This is a genomic window from Moraxella canis (assembly GCF_002014965.1).
GTDB classification, from domain to species: domain Bacteria; phylum Pseudomonadota; class Gammaproteobacteria; order Pseudomonadales; family Moraxellaceae; genus Moraxella; species Moraxella canis.
In genome coordinates this window covers 100,746-119,082 of sequence record NZ_MUXT01000009.1, presented here as the reverse complement: position 1 = coordinate 119,082, position 18,337 = coordinate 100,746, and the positions used below count along the sequence as shown (strand labels likewise).

The following is an 18,337-nucleotide window of genomic DNA, read 5'->3' as shown; positions in this document are numbered from 1 at the left end:
TTTTAGAGCTTTTTAAAAAATTTTATCAAATCCATTGGCGCTATAATTGTCATTTTATAGCTCTTTGAATATTATCTGCCCCAAATTCGATGAAATGGCTGTAATTTGGCACCAACCTAATGATACAATACAGCCAGTTTATGATTTGGGTGGTATATGTGACTGATCGAGCAACAAAAACAGCTAAAACTACCGTGTGCCAAGCCGCTTTGGGTCTGGGGCTCATCTGTGTCAGCCATGCTCACAGCGCCATGATTTTTCAAAGTGTCGGGGTATTTGGGGAGCCAGTTTTTAGTCAGACAGCGCCCATTGGTAAGCCATCTTCAGCCATCAAAGTACATTATTTAAGTGCCCCAAAAAATCATCACAATGCGCAAGCCTGCCATTATCTAAAAACCAATCTTAGCACCTTACAGTCAGGGGGCGAGATATACGAACTTGGCGAGAGCGGTCAACAAACCAAGCTCACCCCCGATCTGATCCAACAAAAAATTCACCATATCCAAGCCGCCATCAGTGATCATTGTCATGACTAAGCGCATTCCGGCAGTTTGTGTACAACCGATCGACAAAGACGGTGTTAAGGATTGGATCTGTGCCAAAGCAGCAGAATTTGGCTTTAGCGACTGTGGGTTTTTAAGCGTTCATCACCCTTTGTTTGCCAAGCAGACACAGGCACTCAAGGCATGGCTAGATCAAGGGCTTAATGGCACCCTTGACTTTATGCATGACAATCACGACAAGCGCGCAAACCCTGCCCTGCTCGTTGATGGCGCCAAAACCATCATCACAGTGCGAATGGATTATCTACATGATCTACCCAAGCCTCGCAGCGTCATGGATAATACGCGCCCAAATCATGCCATCATCGCACGCTACGCTCGCGGAAGAGACTACCACAAAACCGTGCGCCAGCAGCTCAAAAAACTTGCCAAAGCCATCGAAAATGAGCTGCCCCAGTGGCAACATCTGAGCATTGGCGCCGATAAGCCTTTCGTGTTTCGCCCGTTCAGTGATTCAGCGCCCATCTTTGAGCGCCCTATTGCTGATGCAGCAGGACTGGGATGGACGGGCAAGCACACTTTATTAATCAATCGCCAAGCGGGCTCTTTTTTTAATTTGGGCGAATTATTCATCAGTCTTGATCTTGTGGGTGATGATGAAACCCATGCCGTCAAGGCACACTGCGGCAGCTGCCAAGCCTGCATGGATATTTGCCCAACGCGTGCCATCATTGCGCCATACACTTTAGATGCTGCTGCCTGCATCTCTTATCTGACCATTGAGCACAAAGGCAGTATTGATATCAAATACAGAAAAGCCATCGGCAATCGTATTTTTGGCTGTGATGATTGTCAGTTAATCTGCCCTTGGAATCGCTATGCCAAACTCTCCACAGTCAGTGATTACGCGCCGCGCCACGGGCTTGATGACATTGAACTCACCGAAGTATGGGCGTGGAGCGAAGATGATTTTTTAGCCAAAACCGAAGGTTCTCCCTTGCGCCGCACAGGGTATTTACATCTTTTAAGAAATACCGCCATCGCGTTGGGGAATTGCCAAGCCACAGGTATAAAATCGGACAGAATAATTCATGCGCTAAAATCACGACTGGGTATGGATAGAATGCTTGATGAGCATATTAATTGGGCGATCAGCGAGCTCAGCGGACAGGACGGATAAAATTTGAGCATATCGACTATGACACTTTGTTCAAATACCAATAAAAATTCCAAGTATCCATTTGACACTTGGAATTTTTGCGATTATTCGATGGGCTTTTAAGACATCACTTAATTAAAAATTACATTAAAAGCTCGTCATTCATAGCACATGAAGCATCAGTTATTGTGGAATGCGAAGTACTTGACCTGGATAAATCTTATCAGGATGTGATAGCATTGGTTTATTTGCATCAAAAATCTTCATATAATCATTGGCATTGCCATACATTTCCTTAGCAATTTTTGACAAGCTGTCACCTGATTTGACAGTATAAAACCGTGATTCAGGTTCAGCTGATTCCACTTCGATGTCATCAACGACCGTCTCGACATGCTGCACGTTACCCACCGCTAGGCGCGCTCTTTCGCGATCCGCTTGAGTCTTGGCAGTCCCAGAGAGCGTGGCGGTATCTGTATCGGCATTATAATTGACTTTTAAGCCACTGATGTTCACATTTTGGGCTTGGATACGAGCCAATAGCAAATTGGCAATCTCTTGAGCAGTTGGCTCAGCAAGCGCTGCGGCTGGGGCAGCGTTCGGCTGATCGACTTCTTGTTTTTTATTGCGATTAAATAATTTATCACCGATATCTTTTGCAAAACTAAAAACACCCATGACATTCTCCTTGGTTGTAAATTTTATGACTTTCACTACGCACAAATTATTGTGCATAAGTTTATCTTAAGGCACAGCAAGTAAACTTCATAGTGAGATTTGACAGTAAAAGCGTTACAATGTGTAGAATTAGCCTACCAAATATTTTCTTAAGAAAAAAAAGATCACTTCAAATAGAAGTGATCTTCGGAGATAAGCTATCATCTGCTGTCAGACTTAGCGTGCCTTTGGTTAGGCAACCTTGGCAGAAACATAGTCGATGGCTTTTTGAACCGTGGTCAGCTCGGCTGAATCTTCATCAGGAATGGTGATGCCAAAGCTGCTTTCAAATGCCATAACCAACTCAACCAAATCCAAAGAGTCGGCGCCCAAGTCATCCATAAAAGATGCTTCATTTTTAATTTCTTCAACGCTTAGACCAAGCTGTTCTGCTACTGCGTCTTTTACTTTAGCTTCGATATCGCTCATGGTGATTTCCTTTATAATGATTAACTGTGTAGCACCGCGCTACATCGGTTGGGATGAAACTTAACAAGTATCATAATGCATTTGCTGAAAAAGTGCAAGCATTTATGGGTACATATGTTCACTTTTTATCATGATAACGGCAAATGCACATTCTGTCAATGAATTACTCACTGACAGAATCCGTGCATCTACATGTACATGCCACCATTGACCGCCAAGACCGCACCTGTAATATAGCTGGCATCATCACTGGCTAAGAATGACACCGCCGCTGCGACTTCTTCAGGCTGAGCCATACGCCCCATCGGAACCGCATCCAGCATAGAGCTGATGAGACGCTCATCAAGCTCTTCGGTCATGTCTGTTTCAACAAATCCTGGTGCCACACAATTCACCGTCACGCCACGAGAGCCGATCTCACGAGCCAGCGCACGGCTAAAGCCTTCTACGCCCGCTTTGGTGGCAGCATAGTTTGTTTGACCTGCATTACCCATCTGTCCTACGACCGAGGTAATATTAATAATCCGACCTTGGCGCGCTTTCATCATACCGCGTACTGCTCGGCGGCTCATGCGATAAACAGAAGTTAGATTGGTGTCAATCACGCTCGCCCAATCTTCATCTTTCATACGCATCAGCAAGCCATCTTTGGTAATGCCAGCGTTATTCACCAGTACATTGATACCGCCATAGACGCTATCAATTTCTTCGAACAGCTTGTCAACATCTTCATTGCTACACACATCGAGCACGCGCCCAATACCGCCTGATTCGCTCAAGTACTCACTGATGGCTTCAGCGCCTTTTTCGCTGGTGGCTGTACCAATGACAAAATGACCTTCTTTGGCGAAGCGCTTGGCGATCGCCTTGCCAATACCGCGACTTGCTCCAGTAACCAATATAATCTTTCTACTCATGCCAAATTCTCCAGTTTTTCAAGGCGCACCAATTTATCTGTTGCCATAGCGGTGATCGGTGTCTTTTGTCGTTTGGCCAAATTCGACAGAACATTACCAGGACCGCACTCAATGATCAAATCAATATCACGCTCAGCCAATTTTTGCATGGTTTTGGACCACTGAACAGGCATGGACAGCTGTTCGATCAACGCAGATTTAATGTCTAACGTTTCTTTATGAATTTTGGCATGGCGATTTTGAATGACAGGAATATCTGCCTCGCCAAACTCTGTTTGGTTGAGTAGCGCTGCCAATGCATCGCTGGCAGGATTCATCAAGGCGCAGTGCGAAGGCACTGAAACTTTTAGTGGCACTGCTTTTTTGCCAAGTGCCTCAACTGCGGATAAAACGCCAGCCACCCCAACGGTTGTCCCTGCCACGACCACCTGACCTGGGCTGTTAAAATTGGCAGCATTGACTGTACCCGCCGAACCGCTCACCTCTTCACAAAGGCTTTCGACCTGCTCATCATCCAAGCCCAGCACTGCAGCCATTTGAGTATCCATGCCCTGAACAGCTTCTGTCATCAATTTGCCGCGCTCGTGTACCAATTTGACTGCATCAGCAAGGCTTAATACGCCAGCTGCCACCAATGCACTGTACTCACCCAAAGAATGCCCAGCCAAATACATAGGCTCCAAAGATCTGTTCGATAGCATAGGCTGAATGATTCGCCAGATGGCAATGCTGGAAGTCAACAAAGCAGGCTGTGTATATTCGGTCTTATTCAAGCGATCTTCATCCTGAGTAATCGCCCAAAGATCAAAGCCTAGCGCATCACTTGCTTCATCAAATGTCGCACGCACGACATCATAAGCTTCGCTAAGCTCATTCATCATACCGACAGTTTGAGAGCCTTGACCGGGAAAAACCACCGCCAAACGCTTAACACTGGTGTTGGCTTCTGTCATAATTCACCTGTTTTTTGCATTAACGGCATGACTGATGCCGCATTAAATCTGTGAAATACCAAAAAGATTGGCGTGAAGTTTGCCAATTTTACCATAAAAATAAACAATTGTTTACCCAAAATAATGAATGTAATAAAATTTTTGGCAACAAAAAACCAAGCCCATTCGGAAACTTGGCTTGGTTTTTTCACTATTAACTAGTGTTTAGCTATCTTGGCTTACCTTGAATAGCTGACGACCACGGTAAAAACCGTCTTTGGTCGCGTGGTGGCGAAGATGTTTTTCACCAGTCGTTGAATCGATGCTTAGCTCAGGGATAGCGATATGGTCGTGTGAACGACGCATGTCACGGCGTGAGCGGCTCTTGCGGTTTTGTTGAACTGCCATGATAGCTCCTAATAATCAGTCAGGCAAAAACTGCCCATAAAGAAAAATGGTTCGTGCGTCTTTGTCAATTTGTGTCAATGCGATTTAGCATCAATCGCCGTCCATCATAGACCCGTGCACAATAAACGCTGTATTATACTCAAAAAACTTGTGAATTTCAAAGCCTAATCGCATAAATTTACAATTCTTTTGATAAAATCCGCATTTTTTGCCAAATTTTATCAAAAGCACCTCACATTAAGACAGTTTTCCTTTTAATTGTGCTAGTGCTGCAAAAGGATTTTCCTGTTCCTTTACGATCTCTTCTTCGTCAGCCATGTCAACGGGCATATCACAATCATCGTGCTTAGGCGACAGCGGCAACATAAGCAGCAGCTCATCTTCTAAAATGTCTTTAATGGGTAGCTTTCGAGTCGCTCCTGTGCCAAGCTCCTCCATTAAAATATATTCGGCATCGCCGATCCGCCCTACAGCCTCATCAGATTCCAAAAGCGCCAAGTGATGCACACCTGAGACATCGACATCAAGCGGATCTAAACATCTTTGACAAGCAACCTGAACCTGTCCTGTCACTTGATAATTGAGCCAAACAATGCCTTCTTGCTTAACCAAACGAAAAATAACCTGCAAGGTGGAGTCAGCAACTGTTTGCTCCTTCAGGCGCGCCATCTCGGCAGTCGATACATTGCCCTGCCATTCAAATCCGATATCCGCCCATTTTTCTAGCATGATATTTGCAGGCAAGCTTTGATTTTCAGGGTATTTGTTGGTTGTCATAATTTTAGCTTACATCATAGAAAAGTCACTGTCATTATCGCATAAATCACCATCAGACAAAAGCAACTTTTAAAAATCCCAAGTTTCAGAATTGATGAAAAATACATTATAATAGTCAAAATTTTAAAACCCCTAATTTATGATAAATTTCAACCAACTCTCTCCTGATTTTGAGCGATGTCAAACTGCAAGTTCAGCTGAGCACGCACAAAAAATTCAGCAGCTTTGGCGAGATTTTCATCAAAATCCCATCTCAAAGCTCAATGAGGCAACTGCTCAACTCAGTGCTCAAGCATGGCAAAATCTCTCTAAAAAGTGGCAAGCCATTAAAGATGACACAACACATGAACAGCTTTTGACAGACTGGCTGATTGAGTTATTTAACTTGCTCTTTGACAACCCCCATCTTGAGCAGATGCCTACGACGCTTGTACGTGGCAGTGGCGAGCCTGAATATTTTCCCAGTGACGATCAGCGCCCTGCCCGCATCGAATTTGCGCATGGTTTTTTTCAAAGTGCGCTACATGAGATCAGTCATTGGTGTATCGCCGGTAAAAACCGCCGTAAGCTCAATGATTTTGGGTATTGGTATGAATCTGATGGCAGAAATGAACATACGCAAGCTTTGTTTGAGCAAGTAGAAATCAAGCCTCAAGCCGTTGAAGCGTTGCTGACATTGGCTTGTGGTCGATATTTTTATGTCTCACAAGACAATTTGAATGCCGATTTTGATACTTCAAAAAGTACTTTTGCCAAAGATGTGCTTGATCAAGCCCAGCTTTATTTATCAAAACCGCAGACCCTGCCATCAGATGCTCAAGTTTTATTATGGATCTTTTTGGCGTTAAGCCATCCAAACTATCACACTTCGATCAGATAAGGTAACCCAATGGAAAAATTCTACATCCATCCTGACAATCCCCAAATGCGCTTATTAACTCAGGCTGCCGATCTAATAAAAAGCGATCAGTTAATCGTCTATCCTGACCCGACTGGCTACCGCTTGGCGCTCAGTCTGGATGCCAAACAATCTCTTACTCAAGCACTCCGTCTAAGTCAAAATGAACCTGAATTTTGTTTGATTTGCCGCAATATCAGCGAGATATCAACCTTTGCCACAGTCAGCGATTTTGCTCATCGTATTTTAAAAAACACTGATGACAAAACAGCTCACTTTTTATTAAGTCCAACCAAAGCGTTGCCAAAGAAATTTACCCATCCAAATGATAAAACCATTTGCGTCAATATCGCTCACACGCCAATCACTTTAGGTTTGATAGAAATACTCAATGCGCCTTTTATCAGCATGCCCATTTATGTGAACGGTGAAAAATTGGAATACGAAAGCAGCTATGAACTTGAAATGACGATGGAAAATTTGGTAGATGGGTTTATACACGCAGGAGAGATGCCGATAAAAACATCGCCACTCATTTCATTGTTAGATGATTAGAATGATCAGGTCAAAGAAAATAAAATCATAAAATTCATCAAAAAAAACAAAACCCTGATGGTGTCATCAGGGTTTTAGATAAAGAATTAGAATTCCCATTATGGGCGGTCTACAAGCTCTACATATGCCATTGGTGCATTATCGCCATCACGGAAACCACATTTGATAATGCGTAGATATCCGCCTGGACGAGTTTGATAGCGAGGGCCAAGCTCGTTAAACAATTTACCAACCATATCTTTATTACGCATACGGCTGAACGCTAGACGGCGATTGGCAACGCTGTCTTCTTTTGCCAAAGTAATCAAAGGCTCTGCCACACGGCGAAGCTCTTTTGCTTTTGGCAAAGTAGTTTTAATTAGCTCATGCTCGAACAATGAGTTTGTCATGTTTTGGAACATAGCCTTACGATGGCTGCTGGTGCGACCCAGCTTGACTCCGCTTTTACGATGTCGCATGGTCAAGTATCCTTTAAATTAGCGGCTGCGATAAGAAAAACGATCATCAACACGTAGATCACTTGGCGGCCAGTTATCTAAACGCATGCCAAGTTCAAGATTTTTAGATGCAAGCACATCTTTAATCTCAGTCAATGATTTCTTACCAAGATTTGGTGTTTTCAACAACTCAGTTTCTGAGCGTTGTACCAAATCACCGATGTAATAAATATTTTCAGCTTTCAAGCAATTTGCCGAACGAACCGTTAACTCAAGATCATCCACTGGGCGCAATAGCACAGGGTCAATCTCTTCTTTTTCTTTGATAGGCTCAGGCGCTTCTTCAGCTTCAAGATCTACAAAAATAGCGATTTGCTGTTGTAGAATCGTTGCAGCTTTGCGAATAGCTTCTTCTGGGTCGATCGTGCCGTTGGTCTCAAGCTCGATAATCAATTTATCAAGATCTGTACGCTGTTCAACACGAGCATTTTCAACATCGTAAGCCACTCTAATGATTGGGCTAAAGCTTGCGTCAAGCTTTAAACGACCAATAATTTTAGAATTAGCATCTTCACGACGTTGATTAGCAGGCTCATAGCCACGACCTGTCACCACACGTAGGCGCATCTTCAGATGACCACGCTCACTCAATGTACCAAGCACCAAATCAGGATTGGCAATTTCGACATTGTGCGGTAACTCAAGATCGGCAGCAGTAACAACACCTGCACCCTGTTTATCCAAAGTCAAATAGGCTTCATTTTGGTCATGCAGAATGATTGCCAAAGACTTTAGATTTAAAAGAAGATCGAGTACATCTTCTTGTAAGCCTTCTAGTGTTGAATACTCATGATCAACACCTTCAATCTCAGCTTCTACAACTGCAGCACCTGATAACGAAGAAAGTAGAATGCGGCGCAGAGCATTACCTAGCGTATGCCCAAAACCGCGTTCTAACGGCTCGAGCGTGACCTTTGCAGTCGTTTCATTGACCGTATCGACGTTGATCGCGCTCGGTGTTAGAAACTCAGTTGCATTTGTCATAGTGTCACCTCGATTTAATTCGGATTATTTAGAATATAGCTCAACGATCAAGCTTTCGTTAATTTCAGCTGGTAGATCGCTACGCTCTGGCGCAGACTTGAAAGTACCTTGTAGTTTGCTGTGATCAACTTCTAACCATGCAGGAATGCCACGTTGTGTCGCAAGCTCAACTGCGTTCTTGATGCGAAGTTGTTCTTTTGATTTTTCATGTACAGCAATCACATCACCGTCTTGAACTTGGATTGAAGGAATGTTCACACGAACAAATTCATCACGACCAGCTTTTTTCAGCATGATTGCACGATGGCTAACCAACTGACGCGCTTCTGCACGAGTTGCACCAAAGCCCATACGATAAACAACGTTATCAAGGCGACGCTCAAGAGTTACCAACAAGTTTTCACCTGTAGCACCACGCTCACGTGCAGCTTCTTTATAATAATTAGAGAATTGACGCTCTAATACACCGTACATGCGCTTAACTTTTTGCTTTTCACGAAGCTGCGATGCGTATTCAGAAGTTTTATTTTGGCTATTGCCATGCTGACCAGGTACACGACCTGCTTTTTTTGTCTTCACATCAAAAGGCTTAACACCTGATTTTAGTTGTAAATCAGTACCTTCACGACGTGATAGTTTTAATTTTGGACCAATATAACGGGCCATAAGTCTATCTCCTTAAACGCGGCGCTTCTTAGGTGGGCGGCAGCCGTTGTGTGGAATTGGGGTGACATCGCTGATGCTGTTAATTTTATAACCCAATGCACCTAATGCACGAACCGCAGACTCACGACCTGGTCCTGGACCTTTTACCAAGACATCAACATTCTTAACACCATAAGTTTCTTGAGCAGTTTTACCTGCAACCTCAGCTGCAACCTGAGCTGCAAATGGTGTAGATTTGCGTGAACCGCGGAAGCCTTGTCCACCAGAAGTGGCCCAAGCCAATGCATTACCTTGACGATCAGTAATCGTTACAATGGTGTTATTAAAAGACGCATGAATATGGGCGATACCTTCAGATACCGAACGACGAGCCACTTTTTTGCGGCTACGAGTGTCTTTTGCCATCTTTTAGCTTCCTAAGTTAGTTACTTTTTAATTGCTTTGCGTGGACCTTTGCGGGTACGCGCGTTTGTTTTAGTACGTTGACCATTAACTGGTAGACCACGACGATGACGAAGACCGCGATAGCAACCAAGATCGACCAAACGTTTGATATTCATTGAAACTTCACGACGAAGATCACCTTCTACTGTGTAGTTTGCAACTTCTGCACGAACAGCATCCAGTTGTGAATCATCTAACGAACCAATTTTGGTAGTTTCATCGATACCAACAGCAGCAAGAATTTGCTTAGCAGTTGTACGACCGATACCAAAAATGTAAGTTAGCGAAATCACAGCATGTTTGTTGTCCGGAATATTTACACCGGCAATACGAGCCATTGATTTCTCTCCATTAGCACAAATACGATTTGTATTTGCTAAGTTTAACCGCTATCTGACTAAATGATAGCATGGCAAGAAGCGGATAATACATTATCCGCTATGATAAATCAAGTATTAATTTGTAAATTAACCTTGACGTTGTTTGTGGCGTGGCTCTGCACTGCAAATTACAAGTACTTTACCTTTGCGACGCACAATTTTACAGCTGCCACAGATTTTTTTAACAGATGCTTGAACTTTCATGTCACGCTCCTAAAGAATCGTACAATTATGACGATTTAATGATTGTCTGATCATGGTATTGATGCGTCATTAGATGCGCTTGTAATTGAGCAATAAAGTCCATCAAAACAACTACCATAATCAATAAAGATGCCCCGCCTAATGGAATAGGTACATTAAATGCAGACTGGATGATCATCGGCATCAAACAGATGATTGTCATGTACATTGCACCAATAAAAGTCAGGCGGTTTAAAACAAAATCTAAGTATCGCTTGGTTTGCTGACCTGGTCGAATTCCTGGAATGTAAGCACCGCTTCGCTTCAAATTTTCTGCAACCTCTTTAGGATTAAACATCAATGCCGTATAGAAATAACAGAAAAATATGATCATCACCCCAAACAGTAGCAAGTATAAAGGCTGTCCAGGCTGAAGTACCAAAGTGATATTTTGAATAATCTCTTGGGTCAGTGTTGGGTTTTCGCTGACTGTAGTCCATTGACCCAAACTGGCTGGAAGCAGCAGTAGCGAGCTTGCAAAAATTGCTGGAATTACGCCAGCCATATTAATTTTTAATGGCAAATGCGACTGCTGCTGTGCGTAAATTTTACGCCCCAACTGCTGTTTTTGAGCATAATTCACCGGTACACGGCGCTGTGCACGCTCAATAAAAACAATAGCTGCTGTCACTGCAATACCTAATACGGCAAACAAAAGCATAACAATCAAGTTTAAATTTTGACTGAAAGCCTGTGAAATCATACCTGGTGCGCTAGCTATGATACTTGCTAAAATAAGCATAGAAATACCATTGCCCACACCTCGCTCAGTAATTTGCTCACCAAGCCACATCAGGAACATTGAGCCTGCCACCAAAGAAGTCACTGCCGGAATATAAAAACTCAAACCGGTTGTCAGTGTCAACCCACCTGCGATTAAACCAGTAGACATACCAACCGCTTGCACAAAGGCAAGCGCTAAAGTTCCTTGGCGCGTATATTTATTTAACGTTCTGCGTCCAGACTCACCTTCTTTTTTTAAGGCTTCAAGAGAAGGTACGATGGCAGACATCATCTGCACAACAATCGAAGCAGAAATATAAGGCATAATGCCTAATGCCATAATAGACATACGCTCCAATGACCCTCCAGAAAACATATTAAACATACCTAAAAAGGTATTGCTATTGCTCTGGAAAAAGTTAGCCAAGCTAACAGGGTTCATGCCGGGAACAGGTATATGCGAACCAAGTCGATAAACAATCAGCGCCCCGAATAAAAAGAGCATGCGCGTCCATAACTCATCATACTTTCTTATGAAAGTAAAAGGGTTTAATGGAATGCTAGAACGAGATGCTGACTGCCTTGACATAGATTACTCCTCGACGCTACCACCGGCAGCTTCGATCGCTTGTTTTGCACCTTTTGTAACTTTTACGCCTTTAAAGGTCAATGCACGGCTCACTTCGCCAGACAAAATAATGCGTGCACGTTTCATGTCACCACGAATGATGTTCGCAGCTTTTAGAGTATCTAGACTCACAACATCGCCATCAATCTTATTCAGTTCAGATAGACGAACTTCAGCAGTAGTCATAGCCATCTTCGAAGTAAAACCAAATTTAGGCAAACGACGATAAATAGGCATTTGACCGCCTTCAAAACCTGCAGGAATGCTTGAGCCTGAACGCGATGTTTGACCTTTAATACCACGACCACCAGTTTTGCCCAAGCCTGAGCCGATACCACGACCACGACGGAATGCTTTTTTCTTAGCACCTAGCGCTGGTGATAATTCATTCAGTTTAAGACCCATTACGCTTCCTCCACTTTAACCATGTAGATCACACGATTTACCATACCACGAGTTGATGGAGTGTCCTCAACTTCAACAGTATGACCGATGCGACGAAGTCCCAAACCTTTCAAACAAGCTTTATGACTTGCTAAACGATGGGCACTCGACTTTACTTGAGTAACTTTCATTTTTTTCATCGTAACTCACCTATTTCTTAGCCCAAAATTTCTTCGACAGATTTGCCACGTTTTGCAGCAACTTGCTCTGGCGATGTCATATCACGTAAACCTTTAAAAGTTGCTTGTACAACGTTGGCTGCATTGGTTGAACCATAGCATTTTGCCAATACGTTTTGTACACCTGCAACTTCAAGTACGGCACGCATTGCACCACCAGCAATAACGCCTGTACCTTCAGAAGCTGGCTGCATGTAAACTTTTGATGCGCCGTGACGAGCATTGATTGGGTGCTGCAGTGTGTGACCAGCTAAATCTACAGTAATCATATTACGTTTAGCTGCTTCTAGGGCTTTTTGGATGGCTGCAGGCACTTCACGAGCCTTACCACGTCCAAAACCAACACGGCCGTTACCATCACCAACAACAGTCAATGCGGTGAAAGAAAAAATTCGACCACCTTTAACAACTTTTGCTACACGGTCAACGGCAACTAATTTTTCTACCAAACCGTCAGTTTGTTCAACTTTTGCCATGATTAGAACTCCAATCCGTTTTCGCGAGCAGCATCAGCAAGTGCTTTTACGCGGCCATGATATTTAAAACCACTACGATCGAATGCAACTTTGGTGATACCAGCAGCTTTTGCACGCTCTGCAATCAAAGCGCCTACAGCTTTAGCTGCTTCCACATTACCTGTTGCACCTGTGCGCAAAGTTGCATCCAAAGTAGATGCCTGAGCAACAACCACACCACCAGTTGGCGAGATGATTTGTGCATAAATATGACGAGGAGTGCGGGTTACTGTCAAACGGTCAACGCCCAAATGACGGATATGTGCACGAGTTTTTTTCGCTCGACGAAGACGAGCTGATTTTTTATCGAACATTATGGCTCACCTTATTTTTTCTTAGCTTCTTTACGAAGAACAACTTCATCGCTATAACGAACACCCTTACCTTTATAAGGCTCTGGTGGACGGAAGCTACGAATTTTAGCAGCTGCTTGACCAAGCTTTTGTTTATCACTTGACTTCAGCACAATTTCAGTTTGGCTTGGGCTTTCAGCAGTTACACCTTCAGGTAGCGTGTATTCGATTGGGTGAGAAAAACCTAAACTTAGGTTTACTTTGTTACCCGCAACTTGTGCACGATAACCAACACCAATCAGCTGTAAGCGACGCTCAAAACCTTCGCTCACGCCTTTAACCATATTGTTCAATAGAGCACGTACTGTACCAGTATGCATCCACGCTTCTTTAGTGTCTGCAACTGGAGATAGTGTAACAACACCATCTTCTTGTTTTAGCTCGACCAATTCATGCAGGCTCAAAGATAAAGTGCCATTCTTACCTTTGACTTCAACCTGCCGATCGTTCAAAGTAACGCTGGTACCATTTGGTAGCGCTACTGGGGCTTTAGCCACACGAGACATAGGAATTTCCTTCAAATGAAAACTAAACCACCATAAGATTAATGGTAGCCATAAAAAAACTAACAGGCATTAAAGCCCGCTAGTTTAACATATCTACATTTAGGTGTAAACCTAAATTTTCTAGATTTTTGTAAGTAATTGCTTTAAGTTGCTTATGCAACCAATGCGATTACTTCACCACCAATACCAGCTTCACGTGCCGCACGATCACTCATGATTCCACGACTGGTTGAGATGATGGCAACACCAAGGCCTTTTTGAACGCTTGGCAGTTCATCTTTACCGCGATATTGACGCAAACCTGGGCGGCTATAGCGCTTTAGCTGCTCAATAACACCTTTGCCTTGATAATATTTTAATTCAATATCCAGGACTTTTTTGCCATTTTCAGCTTCGCTTACTTCAGCAGAAGTAAGATAGCCTTCGGCCACTAATAAATCAGCAATTGATTTACGTAATTTAGAAGCTGGCATCTGTACAGATGGTTTGTTTCTTGCTTGTGCGTTGCGAATGCGAGTTAGCATGTCGGCAACTGGATCTTGCATACTCATAGCGTAACTCCTTATTACCAGCTAGCTTTGCGAACGCCAGGCACATCGCCTTGCATTACATGTAAACGCAACATGTTGCGTGAAAGACCAAATTTACGGAAATAACCGTGAGGACGACCAGTGACGCCACAACGGTTACGTAGACGCACTGGAGATGCGTTACGTGGTAGCGCTTGCAATGCTAACATTGCATCTAAGCGCTCTTCTTCGCTAGCATTGGTATCGCTAATGATAGCTTTTAGCTGAGCACGCTTTTCAGCATACTTAGCAACAGTTTTTTCGCGTTTAAGTTCGCGATTAATCATGCTTTTTTTAGCCATAACGTTTTACCTTATCTGAATGGGAAGCCAAATGCTTTTAGCAATGCACGACCTTGATCATCATTTGCTGCAGTGGTTGTGATAGTCACGTCCAAACCGCGAATACGATCGATTTTATCAAAGTCTACTTCAGGGAAAACGATCTGCTCTTTGATGCCTAATGAATAGTTACCACGACCATCAAATGCTTTTGCTGAAAAACCACGGAAGTCACGGATACGCGGAATTGCAATGGCAACTAAGCGATCTAGGAATTCGTACATTTGCTCGCCACGTAGTGTGACTTTACAGCCAATCGGCCACTCTTCACGAATCTTGAAGCCTGCAACTGATTTACGCGCTTTGGTAACCACAGGTTTTTGACCAGCGATTGCGGTCATATCTGCCAAAGCACCTTCAAGTAATTTTTTATCCTGTGCCGCACCACCTACGCCCATATTTAGCGTGATTTTAGTGATCTTTGGCACTTGCATGACATTCTCTAAGCCTAGCTCTTCTTTGATTTGCTGCTTTAGCTTGTCATTGTATAATGATTTTAATCTTGCCATTACTATTTACCCTTAGTCTCTTATGCAGTCGCCACTACTTCACCAGTTGAACGATAGATGCGCTCTTTTTTGCCTTCTGCGTTCACTTGGTAAGCAATACGATCTGCTTTTTGGGTGTTTGCGTTATAAATCGCAACATTTGAAATATGTAGAAAAGCTTCTTGCTTAACGATACCACCTTCTTTGCCTAACATTTGATTAGGTTTTTGGTGTTTAGTTACAATGTTAATGCCTTCAACTTTTACACGGTCTGCTTTCACCGCCAAAATTGTGCCTTGCTTGCCTTTATCTTTGCCAGCAATCACAACCACGGTGTCGCCTTTACGTAACTTTGCCATAATAAGCCTCTAAACAATTACAGTACTTCTGGTGCAAGTGAAACAATCTTCATGAATTGTTCACCACGCAGTTCACGAGTAACAGGTCCAAAAATACGTGTTGCGATTGGTGCTTTGTTATTATTCAACAATACCGCAGCATTGTCGTCAAAACGTAGCACTGAACCATCTGGGCGACGAACGCCTTTTTTGGTACGTACAACTACTGCATTCATCACGTCGCCTTTTTTAACACGGCCGCGAGGAATGGCTTCTTTTACTGTTACTTTGATGATGTCGCCAACAGATGCATAACGACGATGTGAGCCACCCAGTACTTTAATGCACTGAACGCGTCTTGCACCACTGTTATCTGCAACTTCCAGCATTGTTTCAGTCTGAATCATCGCATTACTCCAATAATAAATAAAGCAATAAAAGTCATTTGCCGCAAAAGTAGCGGATATACATCTAAAAAGACATATATTATACTCTCAAATGACTTTTAATGCAAATGTCTTAAATTTTTACAGCAGTTTCAACTACATCCACCAAAGCCCAAGTTTTGGTCTTTGAAAATGGACGAGTTTCTTTGATGCGTACGATATCACCTTCTTGGCAAACGTTGTTTTCGTCATGCGCTTTAATTTTAGTAGAGCGACGAACTTGCTTGCCATACATTGGGTGACGGATTTGGCGCTCGACCAACACAACGATAGATTTATCCATCTTGTTGCTGACGACTTTACCAGTTACAACGCCAACTTCTTGGGTTTGGGTGTTATCGCTCATGCATCACCTCTTTGTTTTTCATTAATCAAAGTCAAAATCTTAGCAATCGTACGACGATTGTTTTTGATTTCGTGAGTATTAGCTAACTGACCCGTGGCTTTAGCCATACGCAGACGGAACGCATCAAGTTGCTTTTCGTCAAGCAATTGAGCCAACTCATCTACAGATTTTTCGCGTAATTCGTTGGTTTTCATTACATTACCGTCCGTTTAACAATGGTAGTCTTGAATGGAAGCTTAGCAGCCGCTAGCGTAAGTGCTTCACGGGCTAGCTCTTCACTAACACCTTGGATTTCATAAAGCATTTTGCCTGGTTTGATTTCTGCCACCCAGTACTCTACAGGACCTTTACCTTTACCCATACGAACTTCCAATGGTTTTTCGGTAATTGGTTTGTCTGGGAATACACGGATCCAGATTTTACCACCACGCTTAATGCGACGAGTGATTGTACGACGCGCAGCTTCAATTTGGCGTGCAGTCATACGACCACGACCGATAGATTTTAGACCAATTTCACCAAAAGCAACTGTGTTACCACGCTGGGCAAGTCCAGTGTTACGCCCTTTGTGCATTTTGCGAAACTTGGTACGTTTTGGTTGTAACATAGCTTAACCTCTGTCTGTGTTGCGGCGATTAGAACGGCCACGGCGTTTTGGTGCGCGTGCTTTGTCTTCAACAACTGGGTTGTAAGCACTATTCATACCATCTAGGATTTCACCACGGAAAATCCAAACTTTAACACCGATTGTACCATAAGTGGTTTCTGCACGAACTGATGCATAATCAATGTCAGCACGTAAGGTATGCAAAGGTACACGACCTTCACGGTACCACTCTGTACGAGCAATCTCAGCACCGCCTAAACGACCAGAAAGCTCAACTTTAATACCTTGTGCACCTGAACGCATGCTGTTTTGAACAGCGCGCTTCATCGCACGGCGGAACATCACACGGCGCTCAAGCTGGCTTGCGATACCTTCAGCAACCAAGCGAGCATCCAAATCTGGAGAAGTAATCTCTTGGATGTTAACTTGAGCAGGAACGCCCATTAGCTTAGTCAGTTCTTTTTGTAGGCTTTCGATGTCTTCGCCTTTTTTGCCAATGATAACACCAGGGCGTGCACTGTGAATGGTGATTTTTGCAGCACCAGTCGGACGCTCGATGTTGATATGACTTACCATTGCACCTTCTAGTTTTTTACGTAGAAAAGCACGAACTTGGAAGTCGTTAAGCAAGTATTCTGAATACTGCTTTGGACTTGCATACCAGTTAGCATTGTGCTTTTTGATGACGCCTAGACGGATACCAATTGGATGTACTTTTTGACCCATGATTATTCCCCTACTTTAACAGTGATATGACAAGTGCGCTTGCTGATACGATCAGCACGACCCTTGGCACGGGGCATAATACGCTTCAAAGTGATACCTTCATCAACATAAATAGTTGTAACACGTAGTTTATCGATGTCCAAACCATTGTTATGCTCAGCATTAGCAATTGCTGAATCTAGGCATTTCTTAACTAATTTAGCACCTTTTTTGTTGCTAAAAGTTAAAATGTCTAAAGCGCGCTCAATTGGCTTACCACGAACTTCGTCCGCAACCAATCTTACTTTCTGTGCCGAAATGGCGGCACCACGTAATTTTGCAGTTACTTCCATGGTAGCACCTTATCTCTTAGATTTCTTATCAACGCCGTGACCACGATAAGAACGGGTCGGGGCGAATTCACCTAGTTTATGACCAACCATTTGTTCGTTAACGATAACTGGCACATGAGTGCGACCGTTATGAACTGAGATGGTTAGACCTACCATTTGAGGTAGAATCATCGAGCGACGTGACCAAGTTTTGATCGGTTTGCGGTTATTGCTTTCTAGAGCATTTTCAACCTTGGCAAACAAATGCGCATCGATAAATGGACCTTTTTTCAATGAACGAGGCATGA

The 18,337-nt window shown here is 43.3% G+C and carries 33 protein-coding genes; 4 read left to right on the top strand and 29 right to left on the bottom strand.

Features of this window, described 5'->3' with window-relative positions; all coding sequences use genetic code 11:
- Window positions 1-158 precede the first annotated feature (158 nt).
- Both B0180_RS08750 and queG read left to right on the top strand, forming a co-directional pair.
- Window positions 159-536 carry a hypothetical protein gene (locus tag B0180_RS08750; protein WP_078256638.1) on the top strand — a complete coding sequence of 126 codons (378 nt, stop codon included), beginning with the start codon at window positions 159-161 and terminating at the stop codon, window positions 534-536.
- Window positions 529-1,683, top strand: coding sequence for a tRNA epoxyqueuosine(34) reductase QueG (gene queG / locus B0180_RS08745; RefSeq protein WP_078256637.1), 1,155 nt, complete (start codon window positions 529-531; stop codon window positions 1,681-1,683). The genes B0180_RS08750 and queG overlap by 8 nt, the downstream gene beginning before the upstream one ends.
- Before the next feature lie 162 nt (window positions 1,684-1,845).
- On the opposite strand, the gene lysM is transcribed toward queG, so the two are convergent.
- The 6 genes from lysM to B0180_RS08710 all read right to left on the bottom strand — a co-directional run bounded on the left by lysM (window position 1,846) and on the right by B0180_RS08710 (window position 5,842).
- Window positions 1,846-2,340 carry a peptidoglycan-binding protein LysM gene (lysM, locus tag B0180_RS08740; RefSeq protein WP_078256573.1) on the bottom strand — a complete coding sequence of 165 codons (495 nt, stop codon included), beginning with the start codon at window positions 2,338-2,340 and terminating at the stop codon, window positions 1,846-1,848.
- Between the two features lie 231 nt (window positions 2,341-2,571).
- Window positions 2,572-2,808 (bottom strand): acyl carrier protein, encoded by a 237-nt coding sequence (gene acpP, locus B0180_RS08735; protein WP_049236863.1) that lies wholly within the window; start codon window positions 2,806-2,808, stop codon window positions 2,572-2,574.
- Window positions 2,809-2,996: 188 nt separating this feature from the next.
- Window positions 2,997-3,725 carry a 3-oxoacyl-ACP reductase FabG gene (gene fabG, locus B0180_RS08730; protein ID WP_078256572.1) on the bottom strand — a complete coding sequence of 243 codons (729 nt, stop codon included), beginning with the start codon at window positions 3,723-3,725 and terminating at the stop codon, window positions 2,997-2,999.
- A complete protein-coding gene (gene fabD / locus B0180_RS08725) occupies window positions 3,722-4,678 on the bottom strand; it encodes an ACP S-malonyltransferase (protein WP_078256570.1) in 957 nt (318 codons plus the stop codon). The genes fabG and fabD overlap by 4 nt, the downstream gene beginning before the upstream one ends.
- 204 nt (window positions 4,679-4,882) lie before the next feature.
- Window positions 4,883-5,065 (bottom strand): 50S ribosomal protein L32, encoded by a 183-nt coding sequence (gene rpmF / locus B0180_RS08715; protein ID WP_049236855.1) that lies wholly within the window; start codon window positions 5,063-5,065, stop codon window positions 4,883-4,885.
- A 237-nt stretch (window positions 5,066-5,302) separates the two neighbouring features.
- On the bottom strand, window positions 5,303-5,842 hold the full coding sequence (locus B0180_RS08710) for a YceD family protein (RefSeq protein WP_078256568.1): 540 nt from the start codon (window positions 5,840-5,842) through the stop codon (window positions 5,303-5,305).
- 139 nt (window positions 5,843-5,981) lie between these two features.
- Between B0180_RS08710 and B0180_RS08705 the strand changes: the two genes are divergently transcribed.
- Both B0180_RS08705 and B0180_RS08700 read left to right on the top strand, forming a co-directional pair.
- Window positions 5,982-6,722 (top strand): elongation factor P hydroxylase, encoded by a 741-nt coding sequence (locus B0180_RS08705; RefSeq protein WP_078256565.1) that lies wholly within the window; start codon window positions 5,982-5,984, stop codon window positions 6,720-6,722.
- Window positions 6,723-6,731: 9 nt separating this feature from the next.
- The gene (locus B0180_RS08700; RefSeq protein WP_078256564.1) at window positions 6,732-7,295 is read left to right on the top strand and encodes a Sua5/YciO/YrdC/YwlC family protein; all 564 of its coding nucleotides are present in this window, start codon (window positions 6,732-6,734) and stop codon (window positions 7,293-7,295) included.
- A gap of 98 nt (window positions 7,296-7,393) precedes the next feature.
- On the opposite strand, the gene rplQ is transcribed toward B0180_RS08700, so the two are convergent.
- From rplQ to rpsS, 23 genes are all read right to left on the bottom strand, one after another.
- Window positions 7,394-7,753 carry a 50S ribosomal protein L17 gene (gene rplQ / locus B0180_RS08695; protein ID WP_078256563.1) on the bottom strand — a complete coding sequence of 120 codons (360 nt, stop codon included), beginning with the start codon at window positions 7,751-7,753 and terminating at the stop codon, window positions 7,394-7,396.
- Window positions 7,754-7,771: 18 nt separating this feature from the next.
- Window positions 7,772-8,776, bottom strand: a complete 1,005-nt coding sequence (locus B0180_RS08690; protein ID WP_049236846.1) for a DNA-directed RNA polymerase subunit alpha — start codon at window positions 8,774-8,776, stop codon at window positions 7,772-7,774.
- Window positions 8,777-8,800: 24 nt separating this feature from the next.
- Entirely contained in the window at window positions 8,801-9,442 is a 642-nt protein-coding gene (gene rpsD / locus B0180_RS08685; RefSeq protein WP_049236843.1) for a 30S ribosomal protein S4, read from the bottom strand.
- Window positions 9,443-9,454: 12 nt separating this feature from the next.
- Window positions 9,455-9,847: a 30S ribosomal protein S11 gene (rpsK, locus tag B0180_RS08680; RefSeq protein ID WP_003656963.1), complete on the bottom strand. Its 393-nt coding sequence runs from the start codon at window positions 9,845-9,847 to the stop codon at window positions 9,455-9,457.
- A gap of 20 nt (window positions 9,848-9,867) precedes the next feature.
- The gene (rpsM, locus tag B0180_RS08675; protein WP_049236841.1) at window positions 9,868-10,224 is read right to left on the bottom strand and encodes a 30S ribosomal protein S13; all 357 of its coding nucleotides are present in this window, start codon (window positions 10,222-10,224) and stop codon (window positions 9,868-9,870) included.
- A gap of 129 nt (window positions 10,225-10,353) precedes the next feature.
- Window positions 10,354-10,470 carry a 50S ribosomal protein L36 gene (gene rpmJ, locus B0180_RS08670; protein WP_049236838.1) on the bottom strand — a complete coding sequence of 39 codons (117 nt, stop codon included), beginning with the start codon at window positions 10,468-10,470 and terminating at the stop codon, window positions 10,354-10,356.
- A 25-nt stretch (window positions 10,471-10,495) separates the two neighbouring features.
- A complete protein-coding gene (secY, locus tag B0180_RS08665; protein WP_049236835.1) occupies window positions 10,496-11,821 on the bottom strand; it encodes a preprotein translocase subunit SecY in 1,326 nt (441 codons plus the stop codon).
- Between the two features lie 3 nt (window positions 11,822-11,824).
- Window positions 11,825-12,265, bottom strand: coding sequence for a 50S ribosomal protein L15 (gene rplO, locus B0180_RS08660; protein ID WP_049236832.1), 441 nt, complete (start codon window positions 12,263-12,265; stop codon window positions 11,825-11,827).
- A complete protein-coding gene (gene rpmD / locus B0180_RS08655) occupies window positions 12,265-12,444 on the bottom strand; it encodes a 50S ribosomal protein L30 (RefSeq protein WP_049236829.1) in 180 nt (59 codons plus the stop codon). Before rpmD ends, rplO begins: the two co-directional genes overlap by 1 nt.
- A 17-nt stretch (window positions 12,445-12,461) precedes the next feature.
- Entirely contained in the window at window positions 12,462-12,959 is a 498-nt protein-coding gene (rpsE, locus tag B0180_RS08650; protein ID WP_003656969.1) for a 30S ribosomal protein S5, read from the bottom strand.
- A 2-nt stretch (window positions 12,960-12,961) separates the two neighbouring features.
- On the bottom strand, window positions 12,962-13,312 hold the full coding sequence (gene rplR, locus B0180_RS08645; RefSeq protein WP_078256561.1) for a 50S ribosomal protein L18: 351 nt from the start codon (window positions 13,310-13,312) through the stop codon (window positions 12,962-12,964).
- An 11-nt stretch (window positions 13,313-13,323) separates the two neighbouring features.
- Window positions 13,324-13,857 carry a 50S ribosomal protein L6 gene (gene rplF, locus B0180_RS08640; RefSeq protein ID WP_049236827.1) on the bottom strand — a complete coding sequence of 178 codons (534 nt, stop codon included), beginning with the start codon at window positions 13,855-13,857 and terminating at the stop codon, window positions 13,324-13,326.
- Window positions 13,858-14,009: 152 nt separating this feature from the next.
- Window positions 14,010-14,408 (bottom strand): 30S ribosomal protein S8, encoded by a 399-nt coding sequence (gene rpsH / locus B0180_RS08635; RefSeq protein ID WP_049236825.1) that lies wholly within the window; start codon window positions 14,406-14,408, stop codon window positions 14,010-14,012.
- 14 nt (window positions 14,409-14,422) lie between these two features.
- Window positions 14,423-14,728: a 30S ribosomal protein S14 gene (gene rpsN, locus B0180_RS08630; RefSeq protein WP_003656973.1), complete on the bottom strand. Its 306-nt coding sequence runs from the start codon at window positions 14,726-14,728 to the stop codon at window positions 14,423-14,425.
- 11 nt (window positions 14,729-14,739) lie between these two features.
- The gene (rplE, locus tag B0180_RS08625; protein WP_003656974.1) at window positions 14,740-15,276 is read right to left on the bottom strand and encodes a 50S ribosomal protein L5; all 537 of its coding nucleotides are present in this window, start codon (window positions 15,274-15,276) and stop codon (window positions 14,740-14,742) included.
- A gap of 20 nt (window positions 15,277-15,296) precedes the next feature.
- Complete coding sequence (gene rplX, locus B0180_RS08620) at window positions 15,297-15,614, bottom strand: 50S ribosomal protein L24 (RefSeq protein WP_049236823.1); 318 nt, start codon at window positions 15,612-15,614, stop codon at window positions 15,297-15,299.
- Between the two features lie 17 nt (window positions 15,615-15,631).
- Complete coding sequence (gene rplN, locus B0180_RS08615) at window positions 15,632-16,000, bottom strand: 50S ribosomal protein L14 (RefSeq protein WP_049236821.1); 369 nt, start codon at window positions 15,998-16,000, stop codon at window positions 15,632-15,634.
- A gap of 112 nt (window positions 16,001-16,112) precedes the next feature.
- A complete protein-coding gene (gene rpsQ, locus B0180_RS08610) occupies window positions 16,113-16,385 on the bottom strand; it encodes a 30S ribosomal protein S17 (protein WP_064610278.1) in 273 nt (90 codons plus the stop codon).
- Window positions 16,382-16,579 (bottom strand): 50S ribosomal protein L29, encoded by a 198-nt coding sequence (gene rpmC / locus B0180_RS08605; protein ID WP_049236819.1) that lies wholly within the window; start codon window positions 16,577-16,579, stop codon window positions 16,382-16,384. Before rpmC ends, rpsQ begins: the two co-directional genes overlap by 4 nt.
- Complete coding sequence (rplP, locus tag B0180_RS08600; protein WP_049236817.1) at window positions 16,579-16,992, bottom strand: 50S ribosomal protein L16; 414 nt, start codon at window positions 16,990-16,992, stop codon at window positions 16,579-16,581. The genes rpmC and rplP overlap by 1 nt, the downstream gene beginning before the upstream one ends.
- A 3-nt stretch (window positions 16,993-16,995) precedes the next feature.
- Window positions 16,996-17,718: a 30S ribosomal protein S3 gene (rpsC, locus tag B0180_RS08595; RefSeq protein ID WP_049236816.1), complete on the bottom strand. Its 723-nt coding sequence runs from the start codon at window positions 17,716-17,718 to the stop codon at window positions 16,996-16,998.
- Window positions 17,719-17,720: 2 nt separating this feature from the next.
- Window positions 17,721-18,050, bottom strand: a complete 330-nt coding sequence (gene rplV, locus B0180_RS08590; protein ID WP_003656983.1) for a 50S ribosomal protein L22 — start codon at window positions 18,048-18,050, stop codon at window positions 17,721-17,723.
- 9 nt (window positions 18,051-18,059) lie between these two features.
- The gene (gene rpsS, locus B0180_RS08585) at window positions 18,060-18,335 is read right to left on the bottom strand and encodes a 30S ribosomal protein S19 (protein WP_049236815.1); all 276 of its coding nucleotides are present in this window, start codon (window positions 18,333-18,335) and stop codon (window positions 18,060-18,062) included.
- Between the last annotated feature and the right edge of the window lie 2 nt (window positions 18,336-18,337).

Excerpts from the sequence above, each read along its gene's own strand:
- rpsK (WP_003656963.1), bottom strand. The coding sequence starts at position 9,847 with ATGGCAAAAGACACTCGTAGCCGCAAAAAAGTGGCTCGTCGTTCGGTA.
- rplR (WP_078256561.1), bottom strand. The coding sequence starts at position 13,312 with ATGTTCGATAAAAAATCAGCTCGTCTTCGTCGAGCGAAAAAAACTCGT.
- rplQ (WP_078256563.1), bottom strand. The coding sequence starts at position 7,753 with ATGCGACATCGTAAAAGCGGAGTCAAGCTGGGTCGCACCAGCAGCCAT.
- rplE (WP_003656974.1), bottom strand. The coding sequence starts at position 15,276 with ATGGCAAGATTAAAATCATTATACAATGACAAGCTAAAGCAGCAAATC.
- rpsS (WP_049236815.1), bottom strand. The coding sequence starts at position 18,335 with ATGCCTCGTTCATTGAAAAAAGGTCCATTTATCGATGCGCATTTGTTT.
- secY (WP_049236835.1), bottom strand. The coding sequence starts at position 11,821 with ATGTCAAGGCAGTCAGCATCTCGTTCTAGCATTCCATTAAACCCTTTT.
- rpmJ (WP_049236838.1), bottom strand. The coding sequence starts at position 10,470 with ATGAAAGTTCAAGCATCTGTTAAAAAAATCTGTGGCAGCTGTAAAATT.
- rpsN (WP_003656973.1), bottom strand. The coding sequence starts at position 14,728 with ATGGCTAAAAAAAGCATGATTAATCGCGAACTTAAACGCGAAAAAACT.
- rplF (WP_049236827.1), bottom strand. The coding sequence starts at position 13,857 with ATGTCTCGTGTGGCTAAAGCCCCAGTAGCGCTACCAAATGGTACCAGC.
- fabG (WP_078256572.1), bottom strand. The coding sequence starts at position 3,725 with ATGAGTAGAAAGATTATATTGGTTACTGGAGCAAGTCGCGGTATTGGC.
- B0180_RS08710 (WP_078256568.1), bottom strand. The coding sequence starts at position 5,842 with ATGACAACCAACAAATACCCTGAAAATCAAAGCTTGCCTGCAAATATC.
- rpsC (WP_049236816.1), bottom strand. The coding sequence starts at position 17,718 with ATGGGTCAAAAAGTACATCCAATTGGTATCCGTCTAGGCGTCATCAAA.
- rpsD (WP_049236843.1), bottom strand. The coding sequence starts at position 9,442 with ATGGCCCGTTATATTGGTCCAAAATTAAAACTATCACGTCGTGAAGGT.
- rpsM (WP_049236841.1), bottom strand. The coding sequence starts at position 10,224 with ATGGCTCGTATTGCCGGTGTAAATATTCCGGACAACAAACATGCTGTG.
- lysM (WP_078256573.1), bottom strand. The coding sequence starts at position 2,340 with ATGGGTGTTTTTAGTTTTGCAAAAGATATCGGTGATAAATTATTTAAT.
- rpsH (WP_049236825.1), bottom strand. The coding sequence starts at position 14,408 with ATGAGTATGCAAGATCCAGTTGCCGACATGCTAACTCGCATTCGCAAC.
- rplO (WP_049236832.1), bottom strand. The coding sequence starts at position 12,265 with ATGGGTCTTAAACTGAATGAATTATCACCAGCGCTAGGTGCTAAGAAA.
- B0180_RS08700 (WP_078256564.1), top strand. The coding sequence starts at position 6,732 with ATGGAAAAATTCTACATCCATCCTGACAATCCCCAAATGCGCTTATTA.
- acpP (WP_049236863.1), bottom strand. The coding sequence starts at position 2,808 with ATGAGCGATATCGAAGCTAAAGTAAAAGACGCAGTAGCAGAACAGCTT.
- rpmF (WP_049236855.1), bottom strand. The coding sequence starts at position 5,065 with ATGGCAGTTCAACAAAACCGCAAGAGCCGCTCACGCCGTGACATGCGT.
- rplV (WP_003656983.1), bottom strand. The coding sequence starts at position 18,050 with ATGGAAGTAACTGCAAAATTACGTGGTGCCGCCATTTCGGCACAGAAA.
- queG (WP_078256637.1), top strand. The coding sequence starts at position 529 with ATGACTAAGCGCATTCCGGCAGTTTGTGTACAACCGATCGACAAAGAC.
- rpmC (WP_049236819.1), bottom strand. The coding sequence starts at position 16,579 with ATGAAAACCAACGAATTACGCGAAAAATCTGTAGATGAGTTGGCTCAA.
- rpsE (WP_003656969.1), bottom strand. The coding sequence starts at position 12,959 with ATGGCAAAAGTTGAACAAACTGACGGTTTGGTAGAAAAATTAGTTGCC.
- B0180_RS08705 (WP_078256565.1), top strand. The coding sequence starts at position 5,982 with ATGATAAATTTCAACCAACTCTCTCCTGATTTTGAGCGATGTCAAACT.
- fabD (WP_078256570.1), bottom strand. The coding sequence starts at position 4,678 with ATGACAGAAGCCAACACCAGTGTTAAGCGTTTGGCGGTGGTTTTTCCC.
- rpmD (WP_049236829.1), bottom strand. The coding sequence starts at position 12,444 with ATGAAAAAAATGAAAGTTACTCAAGTAAAGTCGAGTGCCCATCGTTTA.
- rplX (WP_049236823.1), bottom strand. The coding sequence starts at position 15,614 with ATGGCAAAGTTACGTAAAGGCGACACCGTGGTTGTGATTGCTGGCAAA.
- rplP (WP_049236817.1), bottom strand. The coding sequence starts at position 16,992 with ATGTTACAACCAAAACGTACCAAGTTTCGCAAAATGCACAAAGGGCGT.
- B0180_RS08690 (WP_049236846.1), bottom strand. The coding sequence starts at position 8,776 with ATGACAAATGCAACTGAGTTTCTAACACCGAGCGCGATCAACGTCGAT.
- rpsQ (WP_064610278.1), bottom strand. The coding sequence starts at position 16,385 with ATGAGCGATAACACCCAAACCCAAGAAGTTGGCGTTGTAACTGGTAAA.
- rplN (WP_049236821.1), bottom strand. The coding sequence starts at position 16,000 with ATGATTCAGACTGAAACAATGCTGGAAGTTGCAGATAACAGTGGTGCA.